This is a genomic window from Streptomyces durocortorensis, assembly GCF_031760065.1.
GTDB lineage: Bacteria > Actinomycetota > Actinomycetes > Streptomycetales > Streptomycetaceae > Streptomyces.
In genome coordinates this window covers 520,653-541,882 of record NZ_CP134500.1, presented here as the reverse complement: position 1 = coordinate 541,882, position 21,230 = coordinate 520,653, and the positions used below count along the sequence as shown (strand labels likewise).

General features: G+C 72.3%; 19 protein-coding genes and 3 pseudogenes. 14 read left to right on the top strand and 8 right to left on the bottom strand.

Annotated features, from left to right (window positions below):
- Nucleotides 1–108: 108 nt before the first annotated feature.
- Entirely contained in the window at nucleotides 109–783 is a 675-nt protein-coding gene (locus RI138_RS02235) for a TetR/AcrR family transcriptional regulator (protein WP_311118541.1), read from the bottom strand.
- A 124-nt stretch (nucleotides 784–907) separates the two neighbouring features.
- Here RI138_RS02235 and RI138_RS02230 point away from each other — a divergent pair, with 124 nt between their 5' ends.
- Complete coding sequence (locus tag RI138_RS02230) at nucleotides 908–1,879, top strand: oxygenase MpaB family protein (protein WP_311118540.1); 972 nt, start codon at nucleotides 908–910, stop codon at nucleotides 1,877–1,879.
- A gap of 54 nt (nucleotides 1,880–1,933) precedes the next feature.
- On the opposite strand, the gene RI138_RS02225 is transcribed toward RI138_RS02230, so the two are convergent.
- Both RI138_RS02225 and RI138_RS02220 read right to left on the bottom strand, forming a co-directional pair.
- Nucleotides 1,934–3,709, bottom strand: a complete 1,776-nt coding sequence (locus RI138_RS02225; RefSeq protein ID WP_311118539.1) for a siderophore-interacting protein — start codon at nucleotides 3,707–3,709, stop codon at nucleotides 1,934–1,936.
- On the bottom strand, nucleotides 3,709–4,695 hold the full coding sequence (locus RI138_RS02220) for an ABC transporter substrate-binding protein (RefSeq protein WP_311118538.1): 987 nt from the start codon (nucleotides 4,693–4,695) through the stop codon (nucleotides 3,709–3,711). Before RI138_RS02220 ends, RI138_RS02225 begins: the two co-directional genes overlap by 1 nt.
- A 147-nt stretch (nucleotides 4,696–4,842) precedes the next feature.
- Between RI138_RS02220 and RI138_RS02215 the strand changes: the two genes are divergently transcribed.
- The 5 genes from RI138_RS02215 to RI138_RS02195 all read left to right on the top strand — a co-directional run bounded on the left by RI138_RS02215 (nucleotide 4,843) and on the right by RI138_RS02195 (nucleotide 11,144).
- Entirely contained in the window at nucleotides 4,843–5,583 is a 741-nt protein-coding gene (locus RI138_RS02215; RefSeq protein ID WP_096632168.1) for a helix-turn-helix domain-containing protein, read from the top strand.
- Nucleotides 5,584–5,695: 112 nt separating this feature from the next.
- A complete protein-coding gene (locus RI138_RS02210) occupies nucleotides 5,696–6,757 on the top strand; it encodes an iron chelate uptake ABC transporter family permease subunit (protein ID WP_311118537.1) in 1,062 nt (353 codons plus the stop codon).
- Entirely contained in the window at nucleotides 6,754–7,788 is a 1,035-nt protein-coding gene (locus tag RI138_RS02205) for a FecCD family ABC transporter permease (RefSeq protein ID WP_311118536.1), read from the top strand. The genes RI138_RS02210 and RI138_RS02205 overlap by 4 nt, the downstream gene beginning before the upstream one ends.
- 152 nt (nucleotides 7,789–7,940) lie before the next feature.
- Nucleotides 7,941–10,199 carry a serine/threonine-protein kinase gene (locus RI138_RS02200; protein ID WP_311118535.1) on the top strand — a complete coding sequence of 753 codons (2,259 nt, stop codon included), beginning with the start codon at nucleotides 7,941–7,943 and terminating at the stop codon, nucleotides 10,197–10,199.
- A 267-nt stretch (nucleotides 10,200–10,466) separates the two neighbouring features.
- On the top strand, nucleotides 10,467–11,144 hold the full coding sequence (locus RI138_RS02195) for a helix-turn-helix domain-containing protein (RefSeq protein ID WP_096632173.1): 678 nt from the start codon (nucleotides 10,467–10,469) through the stop codon (nucleotides 11,142–11,144).
- A gap of 448 nt (nucleotides 11,145–11,592) precedes the next feature.
- Here RI138_RS02195 and RI138_RS02185 read toward each other — a convergent pair.
- Both RI138_RS02185 and RI138_RS02180 read right to left on the bottom strand, forming a co-directional pair.
- A pseudogene (locus RI138_RS02185) lies at nucleotides 11,593–11,809 on the bottom strand (helix-turn-helix domain-containing protein); the annotation flags it as partial.
- Nucleotides 11,810–11,822: 13 nt separating this feature from the next.
- On the bottom strand, nucleotides 11,823–12,527 hold the full coding sequence (locus RI138_RS02180; protein WP_311118534.1) for a phosphoribosyltransferase: 705 nt from the start codon (nucleotides 12,525–12,527) through the stop codon (nucleotides 11,823–11,825).
- Nucleotides 12,528–12,876: 349 nt separating this feature from the next.
- Between RI138_RS02180 and RI138_RS02175 the strand changes: the two genes are divergently transcribed.
- The 5 genes from RI138_RS02175 (at nucleotide 12,877) to RI138_RS02155 (ending at nucleotide 16,311) form a co-directional block, all read left to right on the top strand.
- Complete coding sequence (locus RI138_RS02175) at nucleotides 12,877–13,113, top strand: hypothetical protein (protein WP_311118533.1); 237 nt, start codon at nucleotides 12,877–12,879, stop codon at nucleotides 13,111–13,113.
- Nucleotides 13,110–13,856 (top strand): HemK2/MTQ2 family protein methyltransferase, encoded by a 747-nt coding sequence (locus tag RI138_RS02170; protein ID WP_398862182.1) that lies wholly within the window; start codon nucleotides 13,110–13,112, stop codon nucleotides 13,854–13,856. Before RI138_RS02175 ends, RI138_RS02170 begins: the two co-directional genes overlap by 4 nt.
- On the top strand, nucleotides 13,840–14,187 hold the full coding sequence (locus RI138_RS02165) for a CDGSH iron-sulfur domain-containing protein (protein ID WP_398862180.1): 348 nt from the start codon (nucleotides 13,840–13,842) through the stop codon (nucleotides 14,185–14,187). Before RI138_RS02170 ends, RI138_RS02165 begins: the two co-directional genes overlap by 17 nt.
- Nucleotides 14,184–15,218 (top strand): iron-containing redox enzyme family protein, encoded by a 1,035-nt coding sequence (locus RI138_RS02160; protein ID WP_311118532.1) that lies wholly within the window; start codon nucleotides 14,184–14,186, stop codon nucleotides 15,216–15,218. The genes RI138_RS02165 and RI138_RS02160 overlap by 4 nt, the downstream gene beginning before the upstream one ends.
- A 277-nt stretch (nucleotides 15,219–15,495) precedes the next feature.
- Nucleotides 15,496–16,311, top strand: a complete 816-nt coding sequence (locus RI138_RS02155) for a SigB/SigF/SigG family RNA polymerase sigma factor (protein WP_311118531.1) — start codon at nucleotides 15,496–15,498, stop codon at nucleotides 16,309–16,311.
- Between the two features lie 113 nt (nucleotides 16,312–16,424).
- Here the strand turns inward: RI138_RS02155 and RI138_RS02150 are convergent, their stop codons facing one another.
- Nucleotides 16,425–16,751: a plasmid stabilization protein gene (locus RI138_RS02150; protein ID WP_311118530.1), complete on the bottom strand. Its 327-nt coding sequence runs from the start codon at nucleotides 16,749–16,751 to the stop codon at nucleotides 16,425–16,427.
- Nucleotides 16,752–17,195: 444 nt separating this feature from the next.
- Here RI138_RS02150 and RI138_RS02145 point away from each other — a divergent pair, with 444 nt between their 5' ends.
- Both RI138_RS02145 and RI138_RS02140 read left to right on the top strand, forming a co-directional pair.
- Entirely contained in the window at nucleotides 17,196–17,762 is a 567-nt protein-coding gene (locus RI138_RS02145; protein WP_311118529.1) for a PadR family transcriptional regulator, read from the top strand.
- Between the two features lie 66 nt (nucleotides 17,763–17,828).
- Nucleotides 17,829–19,559, top strand: a complete 1,731-nt coding sequence (locus RI138_RS02140; protein ID WP_311118528.1) for an acyl-CoA dehydrogenase family protein — start codon at nucleotides 17,829–17,831, stop codon at nucleotides 19,557–19,559.
- A gap of 42 nt (nucleotides 19,560–19,601) precedes the next feature.
- Here the strand turns inward: RI138_RS02140 and RI138_RS02135 are convergent.
- A pseudogene (locus tag RI138_RS02135) lies at nucleotides 19,602–19,889 on the bottom strand (heterodisulfide reductase-related iron-sulfur binding cluster); the annotation flags it as partial.
- Here RI138_RS02135 and RI138_RS02130 point away from each other — a divergent pair.
- A pseudogene (locus RI138_RS02130) lies at nucleotides 19,888–20,157 on the top strand (hypothetical protein); the annotation flags it as partial. The pseudogenes RI138_RS02135 and RI138_RS02130 sit on opposite strands and share 2 nt — an antisense overlap.
- Nucleotides 20,158–20,294: 137 nt before the next feature.
- On the opposite strand, the gene RI138_RS02125 reads toward RI138_RS02130, so the two are convergent.
- On the bottom strand, nucleotides 20,295–21,053 hold the full coding sequence (locus RI138_RS02125; RefSeq protein ID WP_311118527.1) for an IclR family transcriptional regulator: 759 nt from the start codon (nucleotides 21,051–21,053) through the stop codon (nucleotides 20,295–20,297).
- Between the last annotated feature and the right edge of the window lie 177 nt (nucleotides 21,054–21,230).

Below are 21,230 nucleotides of genomic sequence, written 5' to 3'. Positions count from 1 at the left end.
GAGGGCGCGACGAACGGCACCGCCGGTTGGCGGCTCCAGCGCGTGGGCGGCGGGGACTCATGGGCCGCCAACCGTACTGAGGGGGAAACCGGTTGAGAGGGGTGTGGATCAGTCCGTCACCGTGCTCACTTCCGGTGGGCGTGAGGCGCCCGCGCTGCCCGTACCGCCTGCCGGGGAGGGCTGCTCCGGGGACGCCGTCGCCCTGAGCACCAGCGCCACGCAGTACGCCTCCAGCCGTTCGCGCGGCACGTCGAGCGTGCCGTGCAGCCACCCCGCGAAGAGGTTCGCCAGGCCGCCGACCAGGGCGTGCGCGGCCATGCGGCGTTCGATGCCGTCCCCCGTGCCGGAGAGCTGACCGCCGACGAGGCCGGTGAACACCGGCACGAGCCGATGGCTGCGGGCCCCGAGGACCGGGTCGGCGAAAGGTTCCAGGAGCAGCAGGCGGCCCTTGTGCGGCGCGTCCAGGACCAGGGCGACGAAGGCGTAGACAGCGGCCCGGGCCCGGACGTCGCGCCGTGGCTCACTGAGCGCCACGGCTTCCTCCAGGGCCCGCCTGGCCTCGTCGGCGACCCGCTCGAAGGCGGCGAGGAGCAAGTCGTCGCGTCCGGTGAAGCTCTCGTAGAAGTAGCGGTCCGTCAGGCGCGCCCGCCTGCACACGGACCGGACCGTGACGGCCGCGCACCCCTCCTCGCCGGCCAGGCGCTCGGCGGTGTCCAGCAGGATCCGGCGGCGGGCCGCGCGACGGTCGGCGAGTTTCGTCCCGCCCCAGCTCCGTTCCGTCAACTCCGGCCCTCCCGTTCTCCGTCGCCCGATCTCCGGTGACCCTTCTCGCCGGTCGATTGACGACAGCCGTCCGCGGATTCTAACCTGATGACAGGTGTCCTCAGTATCGGAGGTGCACGGGACAGTGCCAGCTCACGGACCGGACCCGACCCACCCGACCGAACCAACTGAACCGACCGGCCCGAGAGCCGTAGAACCCCTCGGCCCCGACTCCCTCACCTGGCGCTGGTTCGGTGACTGGAGGGGCCTCCTCCTCGCCCCCTGGGCCGGATCGATGCAGAACATGCACCCCGAGCTCGGCGCGGGCGTCGCCGAGCACTCGCGGTTCTTCGAGGAGCGCTGGGAGCGCCTCTTCCGCTCGTTGTACCCGATCGGCGGAGTGGTCTACGACGGCCCGCTCGCCGCCCGTACGGCCCGCGAGGTGCGCGGCTACCACGCCTCGATCAGCGGGGTCGACGGGCGCGGCCGCCCGTATCACGCGCTCAACCCGGACACGTTCTACTGGGCGCACGCCACGTTCTTCATGCTGACCGTGCAGGTGGCCGAGCGCTTCGGCGGCGGGCTCACCGAGGCGCAGCGGCACACGCTCTTCGACGAGCACGTCCGCTGGTACGCGCTGTACGGCCTCTCCATGAAGCCCGTTCCCCGAAGTTGGGAGGAGTTCCAGCGGTACTGGGACCACATGTGCGCCGACGTCCTGGAGGACAACCGGCCGGCCCGTGACGTCCTGAACATGCGCCGCATCTCCCGGCCGCCCCTCCTGCGGTGGCTCCCGTCGCCGTTGTGGGCCCTCGTCCGCGTCCCGATGGTCCGGCTGATGCTGTGGATGACGATCGGCATGTATCCGCAGGCCGTACGGGAACGCCTCGGGCTCCGCTGGACGCCCCTGGACGAACGGCTGCTGCGCATGCTGGGCCGACTGGTGCACCATGCCTGGCGATGCGTTCCCGAGCGTCGCCGCTTCCACCCGCGCGCCCGTGCGGGCTGGGACCGCGAGCGGGGCCGACCGGCGAAGGGCCCTGTGGAGACGCCCGCCCGGAACCTGCCGCCCGAAGGGCGGCGCGGGCTTCGGCAGCACTACGTACCGGAGAGCTGACCGCCCGCGCCCCCCGTCGGACCGCCCCGGCGGGTTCCGGGCCGCCCGCCCGGGTCAGCCCCGCGTCAGCACGGTGGCCTCCGTGCCCCAGCCGAGTGCGACGGTCCGCTCGACCTCCCAGCCCGACCGTTCCGCGAGGGCGGCGATCGCGGCCGAGTCACGCAGCGGGCTGCCGGTCGCGGCGTACGCGAGCAGCGCCGCCTCGGCCGCGTGCGGGCTCAGGCCGTCGGGGCGGGAGGCCTCGACGAGGACCACCGTCCGGGTCCAGCCGGCGAGCCGGGTGAGGAGCTGTGCGGCCTCCTCGTCGGTGCGGTGGGCCAGCGCCTTCGCGGCGACGGCGACATCGGCGGGCCCTGCCGTCCAGTCGATCCGTTCCGGCGCGGAGACGTGTCCGCGCAGCACCGCGGCCGGTGTGCCGTCCTCCACGACGCGCAGCCGAGGCCGCAGCCCGGCGTCGTCGAGAGCGGCGACCATCGAGGCGCTGCCGGGACCGGTCAGGAGGCAGCTCCCGACGCCCTCCCAGAGCGGGTCCGCCGTCAGGCCGTTCAGCAGGAAGACCAACTGTTCGCACTCCCCGACCAGTTCGCCGTAGCGCTCCGCGTCGCGGGTCACCGTGTCGTGCAGGGTGGTGCCCGAGGCGAGCCGCCAGGGGGACGTGGCGTTCCGGAGCGAGGGGGCGAGGTGGGTGAGGGCGAGCAGCAGCTCGGCCTCGTGGCCGGTGTACTCCTCGCGCTCGTGGTCGTCGAGCAGTTCTTCGCCCGCCGCGCCGAGGCGCAGCCCGGTCTCGTCGTCGGCGCCGATGACCACGTCGTACGAGGCGAGCAGCGGAAGCAGTACGTCGATCCCCGCTCCCGGCACGCCCAGGCGGGTCGCGAGCGCGGCGGGCGAGAGGCCCGGCGCGTCGGCCACCGCGTCGACGAGACCGAGTTGCAGTGCGGCCCGAGCGACCAGCCACGGCAGCGGCGAGGGGATCGGACCGGCGGCGGCGCCCTGCGCGCCGACATCGGCCGCGCCCTCCGCCTCCGTCGTCGTCGCCTCCTCGCGGTGCCAGTAACCCGTGATGTTCAGGCGGTCCTTCGGGAGCTTCCGTTCGCGCTGGAGATACCGGCGTACGGGAAGCAGGGCCCGGCTCTCCGCCGCGGCCCAGGCGTACCCCTCACCCGCCGGCACCGGCAGCGCGCGGACCGCGGCGTCCAGTGCCGCCGCGTCCCCCGGCTCCGCGACCGCCCAGGTGACCGTGTCGCCGTCGCGCAGGGCCAGCTCCTGGCGGGCCGAGTCGTCCGAGACGGTGACCAGGACATGGGCCGGGGCGTCGAGCGGACGCTCGTCGAGGAAGCGGCCGATCGCGGGCAGTGCCGTCTCGTCCCCGATGAGGAGGATCCAGTCCAGCTGTTCCGGCAGCCGGAGCGACGACTTGGGCCCCACGAACCACAGCTCGTCGCCCTCCCGCGCCGACGCGGCCCAGGTCTCCGCGGGCCCCTCGCCGTGCACCACGAAGTCGAGGTGCAGCTCTCCGGCCCGCTGGTCCACCCGCCGGGGCGTGTAGTCGCGGGTCAGCCGGTGTTCGGCCGGGGTCCACTCGATGCCGTGCGGCAACTGGGCGGGGAGCGCCGCGTGTACGTTCCCGTCGGCGGCGAGGATCAGCTTGATGTGGTCGTCGAACCCGGGCGCGGCGAAGGCGGGATGGTCGGTTCCGTCGCGGGTGAAGGCGGCGAGGTCCTCGCCGCCGAGGACGACGCGCCGCATTCGGGGGGTCACCTCATGGACACGGCGGACGGTGACCCGGCGCAGGACGAGGGGGTGCGTCGTGTACGCACGCTGGGCGGCCATCAGGAGAACTTCTTCTCGATGACGTCGAGCAGGGCCATCGACTCGTCGTAGTCGCCGCGCAGCACCCAGTACGGCAGGTCATAGGCGTGGTTCGTCTTGAAGGCGGGCAGCGCGCTGTAGACGGGGTTCTTCTTCAGCGTGGCGACGTCGGTGGTGTCCGCGTTGAAGCCCATGACGAACACGGACGGCTGGGTGATCGTCTGACCCACCTTCTCGGTCGACAGTTCGAACATGTCACCGCCCTGCCCGTACACCTTGAAACCGCCCTTCGCGAAGACGGGCGCCGGCTCGATGCCGACCTTCTTCAACTCGGTGGGCAGGCCCACGCTCTCCACCAGGCCGTAGGCGGTGCCGTCGCCGGTGAGGGCGAGGAACGACACGGGACCGGGCGGCGGTGTGATCGACTCCTTCACCTCGGTGATCCGCTTGTCGTACGCGGCCAGGTGCTTCTCGTAGACGTCGGCCTTGCCGAACACGTCGTCCGCGAGGAAGGAGAACTGGCTCCGCCAGTCGCCGAGCTTCTTGCCCACGAGCACGGTGGGAGCGATGCCGGAGAGGTCGTCGTACACCTTCTCCGCCTGGAACAGCGGGAAGCCGATGCCGCCGCCGACGATGAGGTCGGGCTCCAGGGCGAGGATCGCCTCCAGGTCGAAGCCGTCGACGCTCCACGGCAGGAAGGTCGTGCCGTCCTCCTTCGCCTCCTTCTCCCAGTACGGGGAGAACTCGCCCTTCCCGTCGGCGTCCTCGGGGATGGTGGCGCGCACCGGCACGTCGAGGTCGTAGAGATACCCGGCGAGAGCGTGGTTCAGCACGACCACGCGCTTGGGCGCGGTCGGTACCTTCACCTTGCCGTAGTCGGTCGTGACGGTACGGGTCTTGGCGGCGGACCCCTTGTCCCCGTCGTCCGACGGGCCGGAGGCCGAGCATCCGGTGAGGGCCAGCGTGGCGACGAGCGCTACGGCGAGAAGGCGGGCAGGAGCAGACATGGGACCTCATGTGGCTGGGCAGGCTCGAACAGTCGAGCTGTATTGGTAAGGTGAGGCTAACCTCGCTGGTTCCGCTGCGTTGATCCGAGTGCGACATCGCTGGTGACGGACACGACGCATCGCACACAACGGGAGGCACGCTTGCCGATGACATCCCTCGGCACCGTGGTCGCCGAGAACGCCATCCGCTTCCTCGGTCACGACACGCATCAGCACGACGAGCCGCACCTCGTCTACGTGGTCAGCGGCAACGCCCGCCTGTCCGCCGACGGTGAGGAGTGGCGGCTCGGACGCCACGAGGCCCTCTGGCTCGCTCCCCGCGTACCGCACGCGCTGCGGATCGAGCCGGGCGGTATGGCGCTCGGCCCCTTGCTCAACGCCTCTGACCAGCCGCGATGCCGGGTGCAGCCGCTCGGGGCGGTCCCCGCGATCGTCGAGGTCATGACCACCACACTCGGTGCCGCGCCGACCACGGCGGAGCAGGTCGGGCCGTTCCGCCAGGCGCTGGGGCGTGTGCTGAAGGGCATCTCCCGGCAGTACTTCCCCGTCGTGCTGCCCGCCCATCCCGCCGTGCGCGCACTCGCCCGCGAGGCCCTGCGTACCCCCGCCGTGACGCTGGAGGAGCTCGCCGCACAGCACCGGATGAGCGCACGCCAGGTGCAGCGCGTCTTCCTCGACGAGACCGGACTGCCCTTCACACGGTGGCGGAACCGGGCCAGGATGAACGCCGCCGTCGAACACCTCCGCGGCGGAGGTGAGCTGACGGCCGCGGCCAGAGCGGCCGGATACGCGACCCGGGCCGGACTGCTGCGCGCGCTGAGCCGCGAGTCCGGGGTGCCGGTGAGCGCGCTCACCACGGACGCGGTGGGGGCGCTCGGCGGCCGCTGAACCGGTAGCCGGGCAGTCGGTTCGAGCCGTTCAAGCAGTTCAAGCAGTTCATGTACGTCGATCACGCACGGCACTTCCGGCTGTCCGGTGGCGGATCGCTCAGGGAGGTTCGATGCCACAGGCGCTCGCGACGACGACCGCGCCCCCACCACCCACCGCGTCGTCGTGGTCGTCGCGTCGCAGGGCGCACCGGCTCCTCGGCCTGGGCATCGCCGTCGGCGCGCTCCTCGTCGCGGTGGTGCTCAGTGTCGCGATCGGCTCGGCGATGCTTCCCCTCGACGTGGTGTGGCAGGCGCTGACCGCCCCCGACGGCTCCGCCTCGCACGCCACGGTCAGCGAAGCCCGCGTGGACCGCACGCTGCTCGGCATCGTCGTCGGCGTCTCCCTGGGCGTGGCGGGAGCGCTCATGCAGGCCCTGACCCGCAACCCGCTGGCCGACCCGGGAGTCCTCGGCGTCAACGCGGGCGCGGGATTCGCCGTCACTCTGGGCGTGGCCGTCTTCGGCCTCACCCGCATCGAGCAGTACCTGCCCTTCGCCCTCGTCGGCGCCGTCGCCGGTTCGGCGGTGGTCTACCTCGCCGCGAGCGGCGGACGCGGCGGGCCCTCGCCGCTGCGGCTCACCCTCGTCGGGGTGGCCTTCACGGCGGTGCTGGCCGGGGTTTCCCACACCCTCGCCCTGATCGACACGGAGACCTTCGACCGTATGAGGTTCTGGGGAGCGGGCACCATCACCGACCGTCCGACAGGCACCGCCGGTGACATCGTGCCCTTCGTGCTGGCGGGCCTGCTGGCCGCTGCCTGCTGTGCGCGCCCGCTCAACGCGATCGCGCTCGGCGACGACGCCGCGCGGGCGGTCGGGCTGCGGGTCGGCGCCACCCGGTGCGGTGTGGTGATCGCGGTGGCCCTGCTGTGCGGTGCCGCGACGGCCGCCGCGGGCCCGCTGATGTTCGTCGGCCTCATGGTGCCGCACGCCGTGCGGTGGCTCACCGGGCCCGACTGGCGCTGGATCCTTGCCTACTCCGCCGTCCTCGCCCCGGTGATCGTGCTGGTCGCCGATGTGCTGGGCCGGCTGATCGTGAACCCCGCCGAGCTGCCGGTCGGCGTCATGATGCCGCTCATCGGCGCGCCCGTGCTGATCCTGCTGGTGCGCGGAAGCCGGGTGAGGTCCCTGTGAACGGGGTGTTCGTCCTCAGGGCGGGGCCCCTGAGCCTGAGAGTGACGCGCCGCGCGGTCGTCGTCTGCGGGCTGCTGGGGATCACGCTGGTCGCGCTGGCCCTGTGGGCCTTCACTCTCGGCAGCTACCCACTGAGCCTCGGCGACCTGACCGCGGTGATGTCGGGCACGGCCAGGAACAGTGTCCGTACCGTCGTCCTGGAGTGGCGGGCGCCGCGCATCGTCGCCGCCGCACTGTTCGGCGCCGCCCTCGCCGTCGGCGGCGCGATCTTCCAGTCCCTGACCCGCAACCCGCTCGGCAGCCCGGACGTCATCGGCTTCACCACCGGCTCCTATACCGGTGTCGTCGTCATGCTGCTCGTGGGCGCGAGCAGCTACCCGGCGCTCGCTGCGGGCGCGCTCGCCGGCGGTCTCGTCACCGCCCTCGTCGTGTATCTGCTGGCGTTCCGCCGGGGTGTCCGGGGCTTCCGGCTCATCATCGTGGGCATCGCGGTCGGCGCGCTGCTGTCCTCGGTCAATACGTGGTTCTCGGTGAAGGCCGATGTGGACACCGCGCTGAGGGCCGCGGTCTGGGGCGCCGGCTCCCTGAGCGCCATCGGGTGGCCCGCCGTCATGATGGCCGCCGCCCTGACCGCGGGCGTCGCCCTGGCGGCCCCGGTGGCCCAACGCCGGATGCGCAGGCTCGAACTGGGCGACGACACGGCGACGATGCTGGGAGTGCCCGTCGAACGCACCAAGCTGCTGCTGGTCGTCCTCGGCGTGACGGCGACAGCGGCGGTGACCGCGGCGGCGGGCCCCATCGCCTTCGTCGCCCTGGCGGCGCCGCAGATCGCCCGCCGCCTCACCGGGCGCGGAACCTCCGTCGACCTCGCCGGCTCGGCGCTCGTCGGCGCGGTCCTGCTGCTCGGCGCCGACATCGCGGCGCAGCACGCGATTCCGGGCGTGATACTGCCTACCGGCGCGGTCACGGTGTGCGTCGGCGGGGCGTATCTGCTGGTACTGCTGGTGCGGGAGTCCCGACGGGGGCTGTAGGGGTGTCGTGCCCGGTCGAGTTCCCCGTGCGGCACCCGCCTGGCTCCGCCGTACCGCCCTGCGGCTAGTTTGTGTGCAGGCCAGGCAGGCAGGCAGGACGGGCAGGCAGGCGAGTGATGGCGGAGGAGCACGGGGAGCGGGAGGTCGGAAGAGTGTCGCTGCGCGGAGGTGATCCGGCCGAGATCGGCGGCTATCCCCTGGAGGCACGGCTCGGGTCGGGCGGCATGGGCACGGTCTTCCTGGCCCGTACGAGTTCGGGGCGGGCTGTCGCGATCAAGCTGATCCACCAGCAGTTCGCGGGGGACGACGAGTTCCGTATCCGTTTCCGGCAGGAGGTGGCGGCCGCGAGGCGGGTGAGCGGCGCGTTCACCGCCGCCGTGGTCGACGCCGCTCCCGAGGCCGAACAGCCGTGGATGGCGACCACCTATATCGAGGGGCACACGCTCGCCCAGCGCATCACCGTGCAGGGCCCGCTGGACGGAGCGGAGCTGAGGCGGCTCGCCATCGGGCTCGCGGAGGCGTTGCGCGACATCCACCGAGCGGGGGTCGTCCACCGTGACCTGAAGCCCTCGAACGTCGTGCTCTCGCCCGAGGGACCACGCGTCATCGATTTCGGCATCTCGCGCGCCGTGGACCAGCAGACGCTGACGATGACCGGGCGGGTCATCGGTACGCCGCCGTTCATGTCGCCGGAGCAGTTGCAGGCGCCGCGCGGTGTGGGACCGGCGTCCGACGTCTTCTCGCTGGGGACGCTGCTGGTGTACGCGGCGACGGGCCGCGGTCCCTTCGACGCGGACAGCCCGTACCTGACGGCTTACCAGGTCGTGCACGAGGAACCCTCGCTGGGCGCCGTACCGGCGGCTCTGCGCGCGGTCGTCGAGCCGTGCCTGGACAAGGAGCCCGAGGGACGTCCCTCGGCGGACGAACTCCTCGTACTGCTGCGGGACCTGCCGACCGAACTCGGCGGGACCGGCGCCGACGGGGCCGGAGCGGGCCGCACCCGCGACATGATCACCGAGCACGACCTCGCGACGAGGGCCGCCTCCGAGCCGACCGCCCCGGCCCCGACCGCCCCGGCCGGTACCGGGAAGGGGAGCTCCGGCTCGCCCGTCGGCCGCCGTCTGCGCAGCCGGTGGCGGCCCGTGCTCGCCGCGTCGGTCGCGGTGGTGGCGATCGGCGGCGGCGTCGCCGTGCTGAAGACGGGCGGCTCCGGGGGGCACAGCGGCGGCGGCGAGGAGAACGGCAAGGGAAACAGCGTCGCGGCGCCGGGGCCCGCGCTTTTGGACGGCTTCGAGCCGTGGCGCCGGACCGTGCGGGGCGGTCGTGCGGACATTCCCGACGAGCTGCGGTGCGTCGCGCGCGGCGACGCGCTGTTCTGCGGGGGCGGCGGTGTCGTCGCGACCCGTATCAGGGCCCAGGACGGCTCGCAGGTGTGGACGGCGAAGAGCCCGGGCGTCCCCGTCCAGGGCATGCACCTGGTGGGCGCCACCGACGACACGGTGCTCGGCTACCGCTTCGCCGCCCAGGACGCCCAGCGGGACCCCCACAGCGAGGTGGTGGCCATCGACGCGAAGACCGGCCGGGAGCTGTGGTCCGTACCGTCCGGCGCCCAGTCGACCGCTGTCACCGGCCGGACCCAGGACGCCGTCGTGGCCGGCACCGCCGTGGTGACGGTCGACGCCTCCAACTCCCGCTTCGAGGCCCGGGACGCGCACAGCGGTGAGGTCACCTGGACGGCGTCGTTCCCGGCAGGCACCCGGTGTGCGCCCGTCCCGGTGGGCCGGGAGCTCCTCGCGATGTGCGCGACGGAGGCGGAGCTGGACGCCACGGAGGTGCGCCACCCCACCCTGCACACCGTGGACCTCGCGTCCGGGGCACTGGGCAGGCCCATCGCGGTCAACGGCCCCGCCGTGCCGACGGGTGCGGCAGGCGGCAGGCTCGTACTCCTCTCCAGGCACATGGAGGGGGCGGCACGGGCCGGCTACGACGGGGTGGTCCGGGTCGACCCGGTCTCGCGGAAGGTCACGTACTCACGGCTCGGCAAGACGTACGAGGGGACGCCCGGCATGGCGGACGGCACCGTCTACGTGAGCGGGCAGGCCGGACTCGTCACGGCGCTCGACCCCGCTACCGGCCGGGAGAAGTGGTCTCGGCAGACGGGCGTGGAGGGAGCGTCGGGTCCGGCGGCGGATGACGGCGCGCTGTACTTCAGCTCGGCCACCGGCCGGGTGGTCGCGCTGTCGCCGGACGACGGCGCATCGCTGTGGACAACAGATCCGCAGGCCGATGGGCTGACGGGCGAACAGGGGGCGAGCCCGCGTGTGACCGTCGCAGGGCGTGTGCTGTTCGTGGCCGCGGACGCGAACACGCTCTTCGCCTTCGACACCCGGAGGCCCCCGAAGTCGGGCTGACCCCGGCGCGGCGCACGGAGAACCAGCCGCATGCTCAGCGCGCGGGTGTCGCGCGGCCGAGGGCGAACCGGGCGGCGCCGGGCCGCACCTCGACCAGGTCGGCAGCCGGTTCGCCCGAGCCGGAGGTCCCCGAACCCGCCGCCGCCCGGTAGCCCCGTCTCGTAAGGCCCCCGGGGCCCCCTCTGGTGCCGCTTCCGCGCTGCGCCGGTTCCCGGCGCTGGTTAGCGTGAGCCGTAGGACCCGCCTCGATGAGCAAGGAGCACAGCGATGCCCGCATCACCGAAACCGGCCAGAGGCGACCTGGGCCGGCGCATCGTGGCACGGCGCTTGCAGCTCGGGCTGTCCCGGCAGGACGTGGCGCTGCGGGCGGGCGCCGCACCCGGCTATATCGAGTACGTGGAGGAGCAGTCCGCGACGCCGGGCATCGGCTTCCTGCTCCGGCTGGCCGACGCGCTCGAAACCACGGTCCAGGAGCTGTCGGGAGGGACGGGCGAGCTGCCGCCGGGCCTCGGTCGGGGAGCGCGCCGGGCCCGGCTGGTCGAACTCGACGTCGCCATGTGCTGGGTGCTGCTGGGTGACCACGGCGTCGGACGGGTGGCGCTGACCCACGAGGGCGGGCCGGTCGTGCTGCCCGTGAACTACCAGGTGCTCGACGGTGAGGTCGCGTTCAGCACGGGTGAGGACTCCCCGCTGGCCACGGCCGTCGGCACGGAGATCGCCCTTGAGACCGACCACATCGACGACGCCTTCAGCAAGGGGTGGAGCGTGCTGCTCGTCGGCCCCGTCCGTGCCGTGGCGGACGAAGAGGACGCGCGGGAGCTCAGGGAGGCGGCGTACGCGACACCGTGGGCCGGGGAGGGGCGCGAACACGTCATGATTCTCACGCCTCGGCGGGTCACCGGACGCAAGATCATCGTGCCCGACGCCCCGGGCGACACCGACTGATCCCGCTGTGCGGCCCGGCTGAGTTCCCTGCGCGCGCTCAGCCGAGGGGGGAGGGGCACGGCGACCGGTGCGGTGCTGTGGTGGATCACGGCGTGGGCCACGTGGCCTGGCCGGGGGCCCAGCGGGCGGTCTCCGCGCCGTCCGACGACGGCGTCGGCCTCGTGCCCGGCGGCCGACGCGGCGGGCTGCGGAACCTGGCCGAGCGGGCTGAACGGGCCGGGCGCCCCGGCGGCACGCTGTCTGTCCGTGCCGAGCGCCCGGGAGGCACACCGTGCGTCCGCGCCGAGCCGGTTCCGCGCCATGGCGCCGCGCTGGGTGACGGGTGCCGCTGCTTCCTGGACGCGGCTAACCGGCTCCTCGCGGCCCCCGTACACGACCCCTTCGATCGAACGATGCACGTGGTTGACCGGCTACCGCCGACCCCTGTACGCGGGTGGCGGGTGACGCATCACCGTCCCTGCTGCCGGTTCTCCCGTACCTCCGCCGTGATGACGGCCGCCTTCCACCCCGAGCTTCCCGCGTAGCTGGGAAACGTGGTTCTTGACGGTCTTCTCGGACACATGCAGTCGACTGGCGATCTGCCGGTCGGTGAGGCCCTCGCCGATGAGGTCGAGCACGGACCGTTCGCGCTCGGACAGGACAGAGGGCCTCTCGTCCTCCCGGCCTACGGCCTCGTGGTCAGCGAGGAGGAAGACCCGGATCGGCGGTGCCGGAGGCGGGTGGTGTGCCGGGCGCCCGCGGGCCGAGGTCGCGCAGGACGGCGAGGACCTCCTCGTCGCCGACCTGGTCGAAGTCGTCGTACCACTCGCCCACCGAGCGGAAGCCCGGAGGCTGGTGGAGGCAGACGAAGTCATCGGCTTCCGGGCGTACGAGGTCGGCGCTGCCGGGGGCGGCGACGGGTACGGCGAGAATCAGCCGGGCCGGACCCCGGCGGCGCAGACCACGCAGGGCGACACGCGCGGTGACGCCGGTCGCGAGCCCGTCGTCGACCAGGATCACCGTCCGGCCCTCGACCCGGGGCGGGGGCCGACCGCCCCGGTAACGCTTCTCGCGCCGGTGCAGTTCCTCGCGTTCCCGGGCCACAACAGGGCCCAGCTGGTCCTCGCGCAGGCCGAGCAGATCGAGCGAGGGCCCGTCGAACAGCGGCGGGTCGTCGCCGATGATCGCGCCGATGCCGGTCTCCGGGCGGCCGGGCAGCCCGATCTTGCGGACGATCAGGACATCGAGCGTGGCGCCGAGCGCTCGCGCGACGGGCGCTGCCACGGGGACGCCGCCCCGGGGCAGCGCGATGACCACGGGATCGGCCACCTGGCCGTCGGCCGACCGTTCCAGGAGCCGGTCGGCGAGTTCCCGGCCTGCGTGGTGGCGGTCGCGAAACCGCATGTCCGGCTCACCCCTTTCATTCCGTATCCGCCATGATCCGCTCGGATTCGCCATGATCCGCTCGGGGGCGCGGTACCCGCAGGCGTATGCACGCCGGACTGTCTCGATGTTCGTGTGAAAAGTTCGTAATGCGGGGTATCTCCAATGATGTCGGAAAATCCTTCCCGACCGGAAAGGAGACGGGCCGTGACGGACTCTCGGTCACCGCTGCCAGCAGCGCACGCTTTCTCCGAGGGCCCGCGACCGCTGGACCGGAGCCGAGGTGAGGGCCAAGCGGCCCCCGACCGAACGGCAGCCGGGGAGCCCTTCCGGACGAGGAGAGATGAACCGCTCAACCGTGGAACGACTGATGACCGCACAGGAGGACACGATGCGTGACGTAGGCAGGCTCTTGCGCGCCAAGGTCCTCAAGGTCCGGGGACTGGTCAAGGAGTCCGACGGCAAGGCACTCGACGACCCGGCCCGCAAGGACGACGGCCGCCGTCAGCAGGCTGAAGCGCGTCGGCAGGAGCAGGAGGACCGGAACGAGCAGCAGGACCGCCAGGAGCAGCAGCATGGGCGGCCCGACGCATCCTCTGGCCGTTGAGCGAGCCAGGGGTGCGGCTGCCCGGGGACGAAGGCGGCCCCAGCACGCGGCAGGCACCGCCGCCGGACACACTCGGTGCAGCCCCACGGCCGCGCAGACTGGTGTGTCTGCCCGGGGTGTACCGCCCGCAGGCCGACACACTTCTGCTGGCCACCGCCATGCGACGCGAGGGAATCCGCGCGGGGATGGACGTGCTGGACCTGTGCACCGGAAGCGGCGCGCTGGCCCTGCACGCCGCCCGGCTTGGCGCCCGCGTCACGGCCGTCGACATCAGCCGCCGTGCCGTGGTGTCGGCGCGGCTGAACACCGCGCTGGCCGGGCTGCCCGTGAGGGTGCGCCGGGGCGACCTGCTCCGTGCGCTGCCGGGGCGTACGTTCGACGCTGTCGTCAGCAACCCCCCGTACGTGCCCGCCCCCGGTCTCGCGGTGCCCCGGCACCGGGCGGGCCGCTCCTGGGACGCGGGCCTCGACGGCCGGTTGATCCTCGACCGCATCTGCGCCGACGCCTGCGCCGCACTGCGCCCCGGTGGCCTGCTTCTGCTGGTCCAGTCGGGGCTGAGCCGCCCCGAGGAGACCGTGGACCGGTTGTCCGGTGCCGGACTCCACGTCTCGGTGACCGACCGGGTGATGATCCCGTTCGGTCCTGTCACCCGGGGCCGCTCGGCCTGGCTGCGGGCCCGCGGACTGCTGCCGGCCCGCCTGGACAGGGAGGAGCTGGTGGTGATCCGTGCCCGGAAGGAATGAGAGGCCTCGGCGGGTGGTGGTGGGCCGGGACGGCCCGATCCTGGTCGAGGGGCCGGTCGTCGTCGTGAACGACGACGGTACGACGACCAGGTCCGACCGTTTCGTCGCCGCGATCTGCACCTGCCGTCGCAGCCGCACCTACCCCTGGTGCGATACCAGCCACCGCCGTCGCGTGCCCGCCGGGCCGCCCAGGCCCCACCCGGACGACGGAAGCCCCAGGCCGGAGGACCGCGACACCCGGGAGGGCGACCGGGACCCCCGGGAGGGCGACCGCGACCCCCAGGAAAGCGACCGAGATCCCCAGGAGGGCGAGGAGGAAACCCGACCATGACGCCCCCGGCCACCACCCCCGCCCAACGGAATCCCGCCGCGCCCCCGCCGCTCCCGCAGGCACGCGGGCCCCTGAGCGGGAGCGTCCTCGCCGTGCTGGCAGGCCGCGGAACCCGGCTGCCCGACGCGGGGACGGTCCGCCGCGCCGACCCGTACGGCGACGACCTGCACCTGCTCCTGTACGTCCTGTACGAGCTCCACTACCGGGGGTTCGCCGGTACGGACGAGCGCCTGGAGTGGGACCCCGCCCTCCTCGCCGCACGCGCCGCCGCCGAGGACTTCTTCACTGACGCTCTGCGCCGGGACAGCGGGACGGGCGGGCAGGACGTGGCGGAAGCGGTCGACGCGCTGCTGGTGGAACCCGTGGGCGACGACGGGCACAGCGTCAGCCACCACCTCCAGCGGGAAGGGCGGCTGTGGCACCTGCGCGAGTACGCTGCCGTGCGCTCCCTGTACCACCTCAAGGAGGCCGATCCGCATCTGTGGGTGGTCCCCCGGCTCCGCGGGCGGGCGAAGGCGGCGATGGTGGCGGTGGAGTTCGACGAGTTCGGGGCGGGGCGGGCCGAGGACATTCACGCACAGCTCTACGCCGACCTCATGGCCGATCTCGGCCTCGATCCGCAGTACGGGCGCTACCTCGATGCCGCGCCCGCCCAGGCCCTGGCGACGGTGAACGTGATGTCCCTGTTCGGGCTCCACCGGAGGCTGCGGGGCGCGCTGGTCGGGCACTTCGCCGCCGTGGAGATCACCTCGTCCCCCGGCTCCCGGAGATTGGCGGCGGCGCTGCGCCGGGCGGGCGCGGGCCCCGCCGCGCAGCGGTTCTACGACGAGCACGTGGAAGCCGACGCGGTCCACGAGCAGGTGGTGCGACGCGACGTGATCGGCGGGCTGCTGGCGGACGAACCCGAACTCGCGGCTGACGTCGTCCTGGGCATCGCGGCCACCGGGTATCTGGAGGGCCGCCTCGCCGACCACCTGCTGTCGGCGTGGCGCGAGGGGCGTACGGCACTGCGGACACCGCTGACGGGCTGAGGGTCAAAGGGCACGGGGCGGCCGGGGCGGCCGGTCGGCGTCCCTCAGGTCCTCAGCGGCGCAGCCGGGCCTCCACGCCCCCTGTCGGCCGGTCGTATGGTCGCGCCGCATCCCGGGTTTCACCGCCGCTCCCGCACGGGAAGGCCAGGGGGTGCTTCGGAGGTGAGCCACGCCCCGGCGACGGACGCGTCGCGGGTCATCACAGACGCTCGGCGCGCCCCGCCGCGCCACCCTCCCGGCGACAGAGACCCCGTACGGCGAGGAGCTGAACGCCCCCATGGCCCTAGAAAGCCGCTATGCCGACGACCCCGACACGGCGGCACTGTTCCGCCGACTCGTCGAGCTGCCCGAGGGGCCCGGGCGGGAGCGACTGCGCGGGGAGATCATCTGCGCCTGGCTCCCCATGGCCCACCGTCTGGCCGCCCGCTACCGCGACCGCGGTGAGACGCTGGAGGACCTGCGGCAGGTCGCGGCCCTCGGTCTCGTCAACGCCGTCGACCGCTACGACCCCGAGCGCACCCGGGCCTTCGCTTCCTTCGCCGTACCTACCATCACCGGCGAGATCAAACGTCACTTCCGGGATCGCATGTGGTCCGTGCACGTCCCCCGCCGCGTCCAGGACCTCCGTAACGTCTTACGCCGCGCCGCCGCCGAACTGGCCGCCGCGGGCACCCAGCCGTCACTCGCCCGGATCGCCGAGCACACCGGACTGACCGAGGTGGAGGTGCGGCAGGGGGGCGAGGCGCTCCACGGCTTCACCGCTTTGTCCATCGACGCCGAGGCCTCCGTCGGCGGCAGCGGCGTGCTGCTCTGCGACAGTCTGGGCACCGTCGACGGGGCCTACGACCTGGTGCTCGACCGCGAGGCGGCCAGGCCGGGGCTCCGGAACCTGGCGGAGCGCGAGAAACGAGTGCTCTATCTGCGCTTCTTCGCCGGGATGACGCAGAGCGCCATCGCCTCCGAACTCGGTGTCTCCCAGATGCATGTGTCCCGTCTGATCAGCGATTCCTGCCGCCGGATCCGTGAGGAAGCGGCCCGCGAGCCCGGTCGGCGGAAAACGACCCGCGACACCGCACGACCGCGCCCCGTCTGACGAGCGGCCGCCGCGAAAGGGCTGTCGTCGAGACATGTCATCGCCACGTGCGTCCGCGGGCATGTCCCACTCCTCCCTGTCTCGCGTGCGGCCGGGGTCGGCCCACGGGGGTCTCAGCGTCCGAGAGCCTTCCGAAGCTCCGCCTTGTTCATCGAGGAACGCCCGTCGATGTTCTTCTTCTTGGCCTCTTCGTAGAGCTGGTCCTTCGTGGGGCCCTGCGAGCCCCGGTGGGAGCGTTCGCCGCCCCGCTGATGTGCGGACTTCTTGTCCTGCGTCGAGGTCTTGCTCGCCGTCGTCGACTCGCCGGACCGGGCGCGCTCCTTGTTCACGGTCCTGGCGGCGATCTCCTTCGCCCGCCGCTCGGAGGCGCCCCGCTCCTCCTGGCTCTCCTTGATGTGCTCGTACTGCCGCTCGCGCTTCTTGTTCGATCCAGCCGGCATGTGGTGCTCCTTGGCTCTGTTCCGAGGGGATGAGGGTGGGGGAAAGGAAGGTGTGCGGCGCCGAGGGCTGTTCTCCCAACCGGTCGGCGCCCGAGTTTCCTGCGTACGCCGGATACCTGCCACCCGGAGTACCCAGGGAGCAGCCGCTAAACATGCCGGATCGCCTCAGCCGTCGGGGTGCATCGCGCACACGGTGGCGTCGGCTGCATCGCGTACACGCGATGCAGCCGTGTGTACCGGGTACACGTGCTGCCGCCTGTGCGCCGGGTGCACATGGTTGCCCTCTGAACACGTCGGAGCCGAGAAGGGCCCCGGAGGTCCAGCCGGGAGGCGCCTGCTTCTGCCGTGGGAGCTCGGGGCCGGGTGGAGGGGGCTGGGTGAGCCGTGTCTCACCCGGGCTCCATGACTTGTCTATGAAACGAGTTGCATAGAAGGATTCACGGTATGGCCCTCGACCACGCGATCCTCGTCTCCCTGCTGGAGAAGCCGGGCTCCGGCTATGAGCTGGCCCGGCGCTTCGAGCGGTCCATCGGGTACTTCTGGACCGCCACCCACCAGCAGATCTACCGGGTCCTGGGGCGCATGGAATCCGATGGTCTGCTCCTCGTCCGCGAGGTGCCGCAACAGGGCAGGCCGGACAAGAAGGAGTACTCGGTCACCGGTCCCGGCCGCACCGTGCTCGCCGAGTGGCTGCACAAGCCGATCGAACCGGAGAGCCTCCGGCACGATCTCGCCGTGAAGATCCGGGGCGCCGCCTTCGACGATCCGGCCGCCCTGATCGACGAGGTCGGGCGGCACCGTCAGGTGCACCGGGACCGGCTCGCGCACTACCTCGCGGGGGAGTCGCGTGACTTCACCGGGCCCGAGGCGCCCGCACCGCGGGACGCCGGTCAGGAACTCCAGCACGTCGTACTGCGCGGCGGCATCGCGTACGAGCGCATGACGATCGCCTGGCTCGACGACGTACTCGACACCCTGCACCGCCTCGGAGCCGCGGGCCCGGGCGCCTGAACGGCGCGCCGCCCGCCACCTCCGTACCACCGAAGAAGACCCTCACCCTCCCGGAAGGCACCCTCCATGGCTGAGTCCGCGTCCTTGCTGTTCAACCCGCGCACCTACGACCCGCAGCACTTCGACCCGGAGACCCGCAGGCTGCTGCGCGCCACCGTCGACTGGTTCGAGGAGCGGGGCAAGCGCCGGCTGATCGAGGACTACCGCTCCCGCGCCTGGCTGGGCGACTTCCTGGCCTTCTCGGCCAAGGAGGGGCTGTTCGCCACCTTCCTCACCCCGCTCTCCGCGGCGGGCGACAAGGAGCGGCGCTGGGACACCGCCCGGATCGCCGCCCTCAACGAGATCTTCGGCTTCTACGGGCTCGACTACTGGTACGCCTGGCAGGTCACCATCCTCGGCCTCGGGCCGGTGTGGCAGAGCGACAACGAGGAGGCGCGTGCCCGGGCGGCCGAACTCCTCTCCCAGGGCGAGGTGTTCGCGTTCGGCCTGTCCGAGAAGACGCACGGCGCCGACATCTACTCCACCGACATGCTGCTGACGCCGGACAGCGACGGCGCCGGCGGCTTCCTGGCCTCCGGCTCCAAGTACTACATCGGCAACGGCAACGCCGCAGGGCTCGTCTCCGTCTTCGGCCGACGCACCGACGTCGAGGGCCCCGACGGCTACGTCTTCTTCGCGGCCGACAGCCGCCACGAGGCGTACCACCTGGTGAAGAACGTCGTCGACTCCTCCAAGTTCGTCAGCGAATTCCGCCTGGACGGCTATCCGGTGGCCCCCGCCGACATCCTGCACACCGGTCGCGCCGCCTTCGACGCCGCGCTCAACACCGTCAACGTCGGCAAGTTCAACCTCTGCACCGCCTCGATCGGCATCTGCGAGCACGCGATGTACGAGGCCGTCACCCACGCCGACAACCGCATCCTCTACGGCCGCCCCGTCACCGCCTTCCCGCACGTGCGCCGAGAGCTGACCGACGCGTACGTCCGGCTCGTCGGGATGAAGCTGTTCAGCGACCGCGCCGTCGACTACTTCCGCTCCGCCGGTCCCGACGACCGCCGCTACCTCCTCTTCAACCCGATGACGAAGATGAAGGTGACCACGGAGGGCGAGAAGGTCATCGACCTGATGTGGGACGTCATCGCCGCCAAGGGCTTCGAGAAGGACAACTACTTCGCCCAGGCCGCCGTCGAGATCCGGAGTCTGCCCAAGCTGGAGGGGACGGTCCACGTCAACCTCGCGCTGATCCTGAAGTTCATGCGGAACCACCTGCTGAACCCGGTCGACTACCCGGCCGTCCCCACCCGCCTCGACGCGGCCGACGACGACTTCCTGTTCCGGCAGGGGCCGGCGCGCGGCCTCGGCTCCGTACGCTTCCACGACTGGCGCACCGCCTTCGACGCCTACGCCGAGGTGCCCAACGTCGCCCGCTTCCGTGAGCAGGCGGACGCCCTGTGCACGTTCGTCGAGACGGCCGCCCCCGACGAGGAGCAGAGCCGTGACCTGGACCTCCTCCTCGCCGTCGGGCAGCTGTTCGCCCTCGTCGTCCACGGCCAGCTGATCCTGGAGCAGGCCCGGCTGACCGGCCTCGACCAGGACCTGCTGGACGAGCTGTTCGCCGTCCTCGTACGTGACTTCTCCGCGCACGCCGTCGAGCTGCACGGCAAGGACTCCGCCACCGAGGACCAGCAGAACTGGGCGCTGGGCGCGGTGCGCCGCCCCGTCGTCGACGCCGCCCGCTCGGCGCGGATCTGGGAGCGCGTGGAATCGCTGTCCGGGGCCTACGAGATGGCGCGGTAACCCCCTTACGCGACGCCCCTCCTGACGGCTTGCCAGCAGCCGTCAGGAGGAGTGCTCGGCCGGTTCGGGCTCCGGTGCGTCCGCCTGTTCCGGGTCGCCGGTCGGGTCGGTGGAGGTCTTCACGGACTCCAGGAGGAGCTGGGAGACGTCCACGACCTGGATGGACTCCTTGGCCCGGCCGCCCGCGGCGGAGCCGCTCGCCGACTCAGCCTTCTTGCCGTTGACGGAGTCGGTGAGCATGACGAGGCAGAAGGGGCAGGCGGTGGAGACGATGTCCGGGTTGAGTGCGAGGGCTTCGTCGACGCGTTCGGTGTTGATGCGTTTGCCGAAGAACCTCCTGGTCGCCCACGGCTATCAGCCGGAGTTCGGCGCCCGCCCGCTGCGCCGCACGATCCAGACGGAGCTGGACAACCGTGTGGCCTCCCTGCTCCTGGGCGGCGAGGCCGACCCCGGCGACACGATCGTCGCCGATGTGCAGAAGGACACGCTCCACTGCTCGGTACGCAAGGGCGAGGCGAGCGAGGGCAAGGGCGAGGCGAGCGAGGGCAAGGGCGAGCCGGGTGAGGGCCAGGGCGAGCCGAGTCGGGAATCCGCCTGAACGCCTGCCTGAACGATGGTCACCTTGACGTGCTCCATGATCGGCTGATCGCTCTGGGTGCTGCAGTCACCCAGAGCGATCACCCAGAGCGCACAGCACGTTCATCTCGGGCGACGGGCCGTGGCGGGCCGGGGCGGTCACCCGGGGAGCGTCAGCTTCCGCGTGATCCGCCGCGCCGACGCCAGCAGCTGCGCCCTGACCTCGGTGGTCCGGTACATCCGGTCCGACCGGAAGGAGATGCCGAGCGAGCCGACCTGGCCACGGCTGTACACGGGAACCGCCGCACATGTCGTCCCCCGCGAGTACTCCTCCCGGTCCAGGGAGAGCGGCGCGGTGGGCGAGGAGTCGAGCTGCCGCAACAGCTCCTCCCGGCGCGTGATGGTACGGGGGGTGAGGTCGGACAGGACGTGCCGCGACAGGTAGCTGGCGCGCCCCTCCTCGTCCAGCTCGCGCAGCACGCTCTTGCCCAGCGCGGTGGCGTGCCCGGCGTCCTCGAAGCCCACCCAGACGTCCACCCGCGGGGTGCGCGGACTGTCGACGATCTCCACGACCCGGATCTCCCCCTCGTCGTACAACGTCAGATAGGCGGCGGCGGAGACGCTGTCGCGCAACGAGGACAGCAGTGGGCGGACGTGCTCCTGAAGCGACCTGCCGTCGCTGTCGGTACCCCAGCCGGGTTCCTGGGTCGCGAGGCCGAAGGCGCCGTCGTCCAGCTCCGACAGATAGCCGTCCCGGGCCAGCTCGTGCAGCAGCCGCAGGGCGGTCGCCTCGGCCAGTCCGGCCTGCCGGGCCAGCTCCGGCACGGAGGCACCGTCCGGGTGCGCCCCTGCGGCCTCCAGCAACCGGAGTTCCCGCTGGACGGACACGGTGGGCTCGGGCCCGGCCTGGTCACCCATGCCCCCAGCATGGACCCCGTACCGGCCACCGGCAACGCGGTCTCCCGGCGGGCGGGAGGGCCCGAGCGGTCTCCGTACGGCTGATCAGCGATGATCGACAGGTGGCGGGAGGGGGCTTGCGGATTCGGTACGCTCTCGACGGACTCCGGGGTGCGGTCATGTCCCGGTCACCGTGGA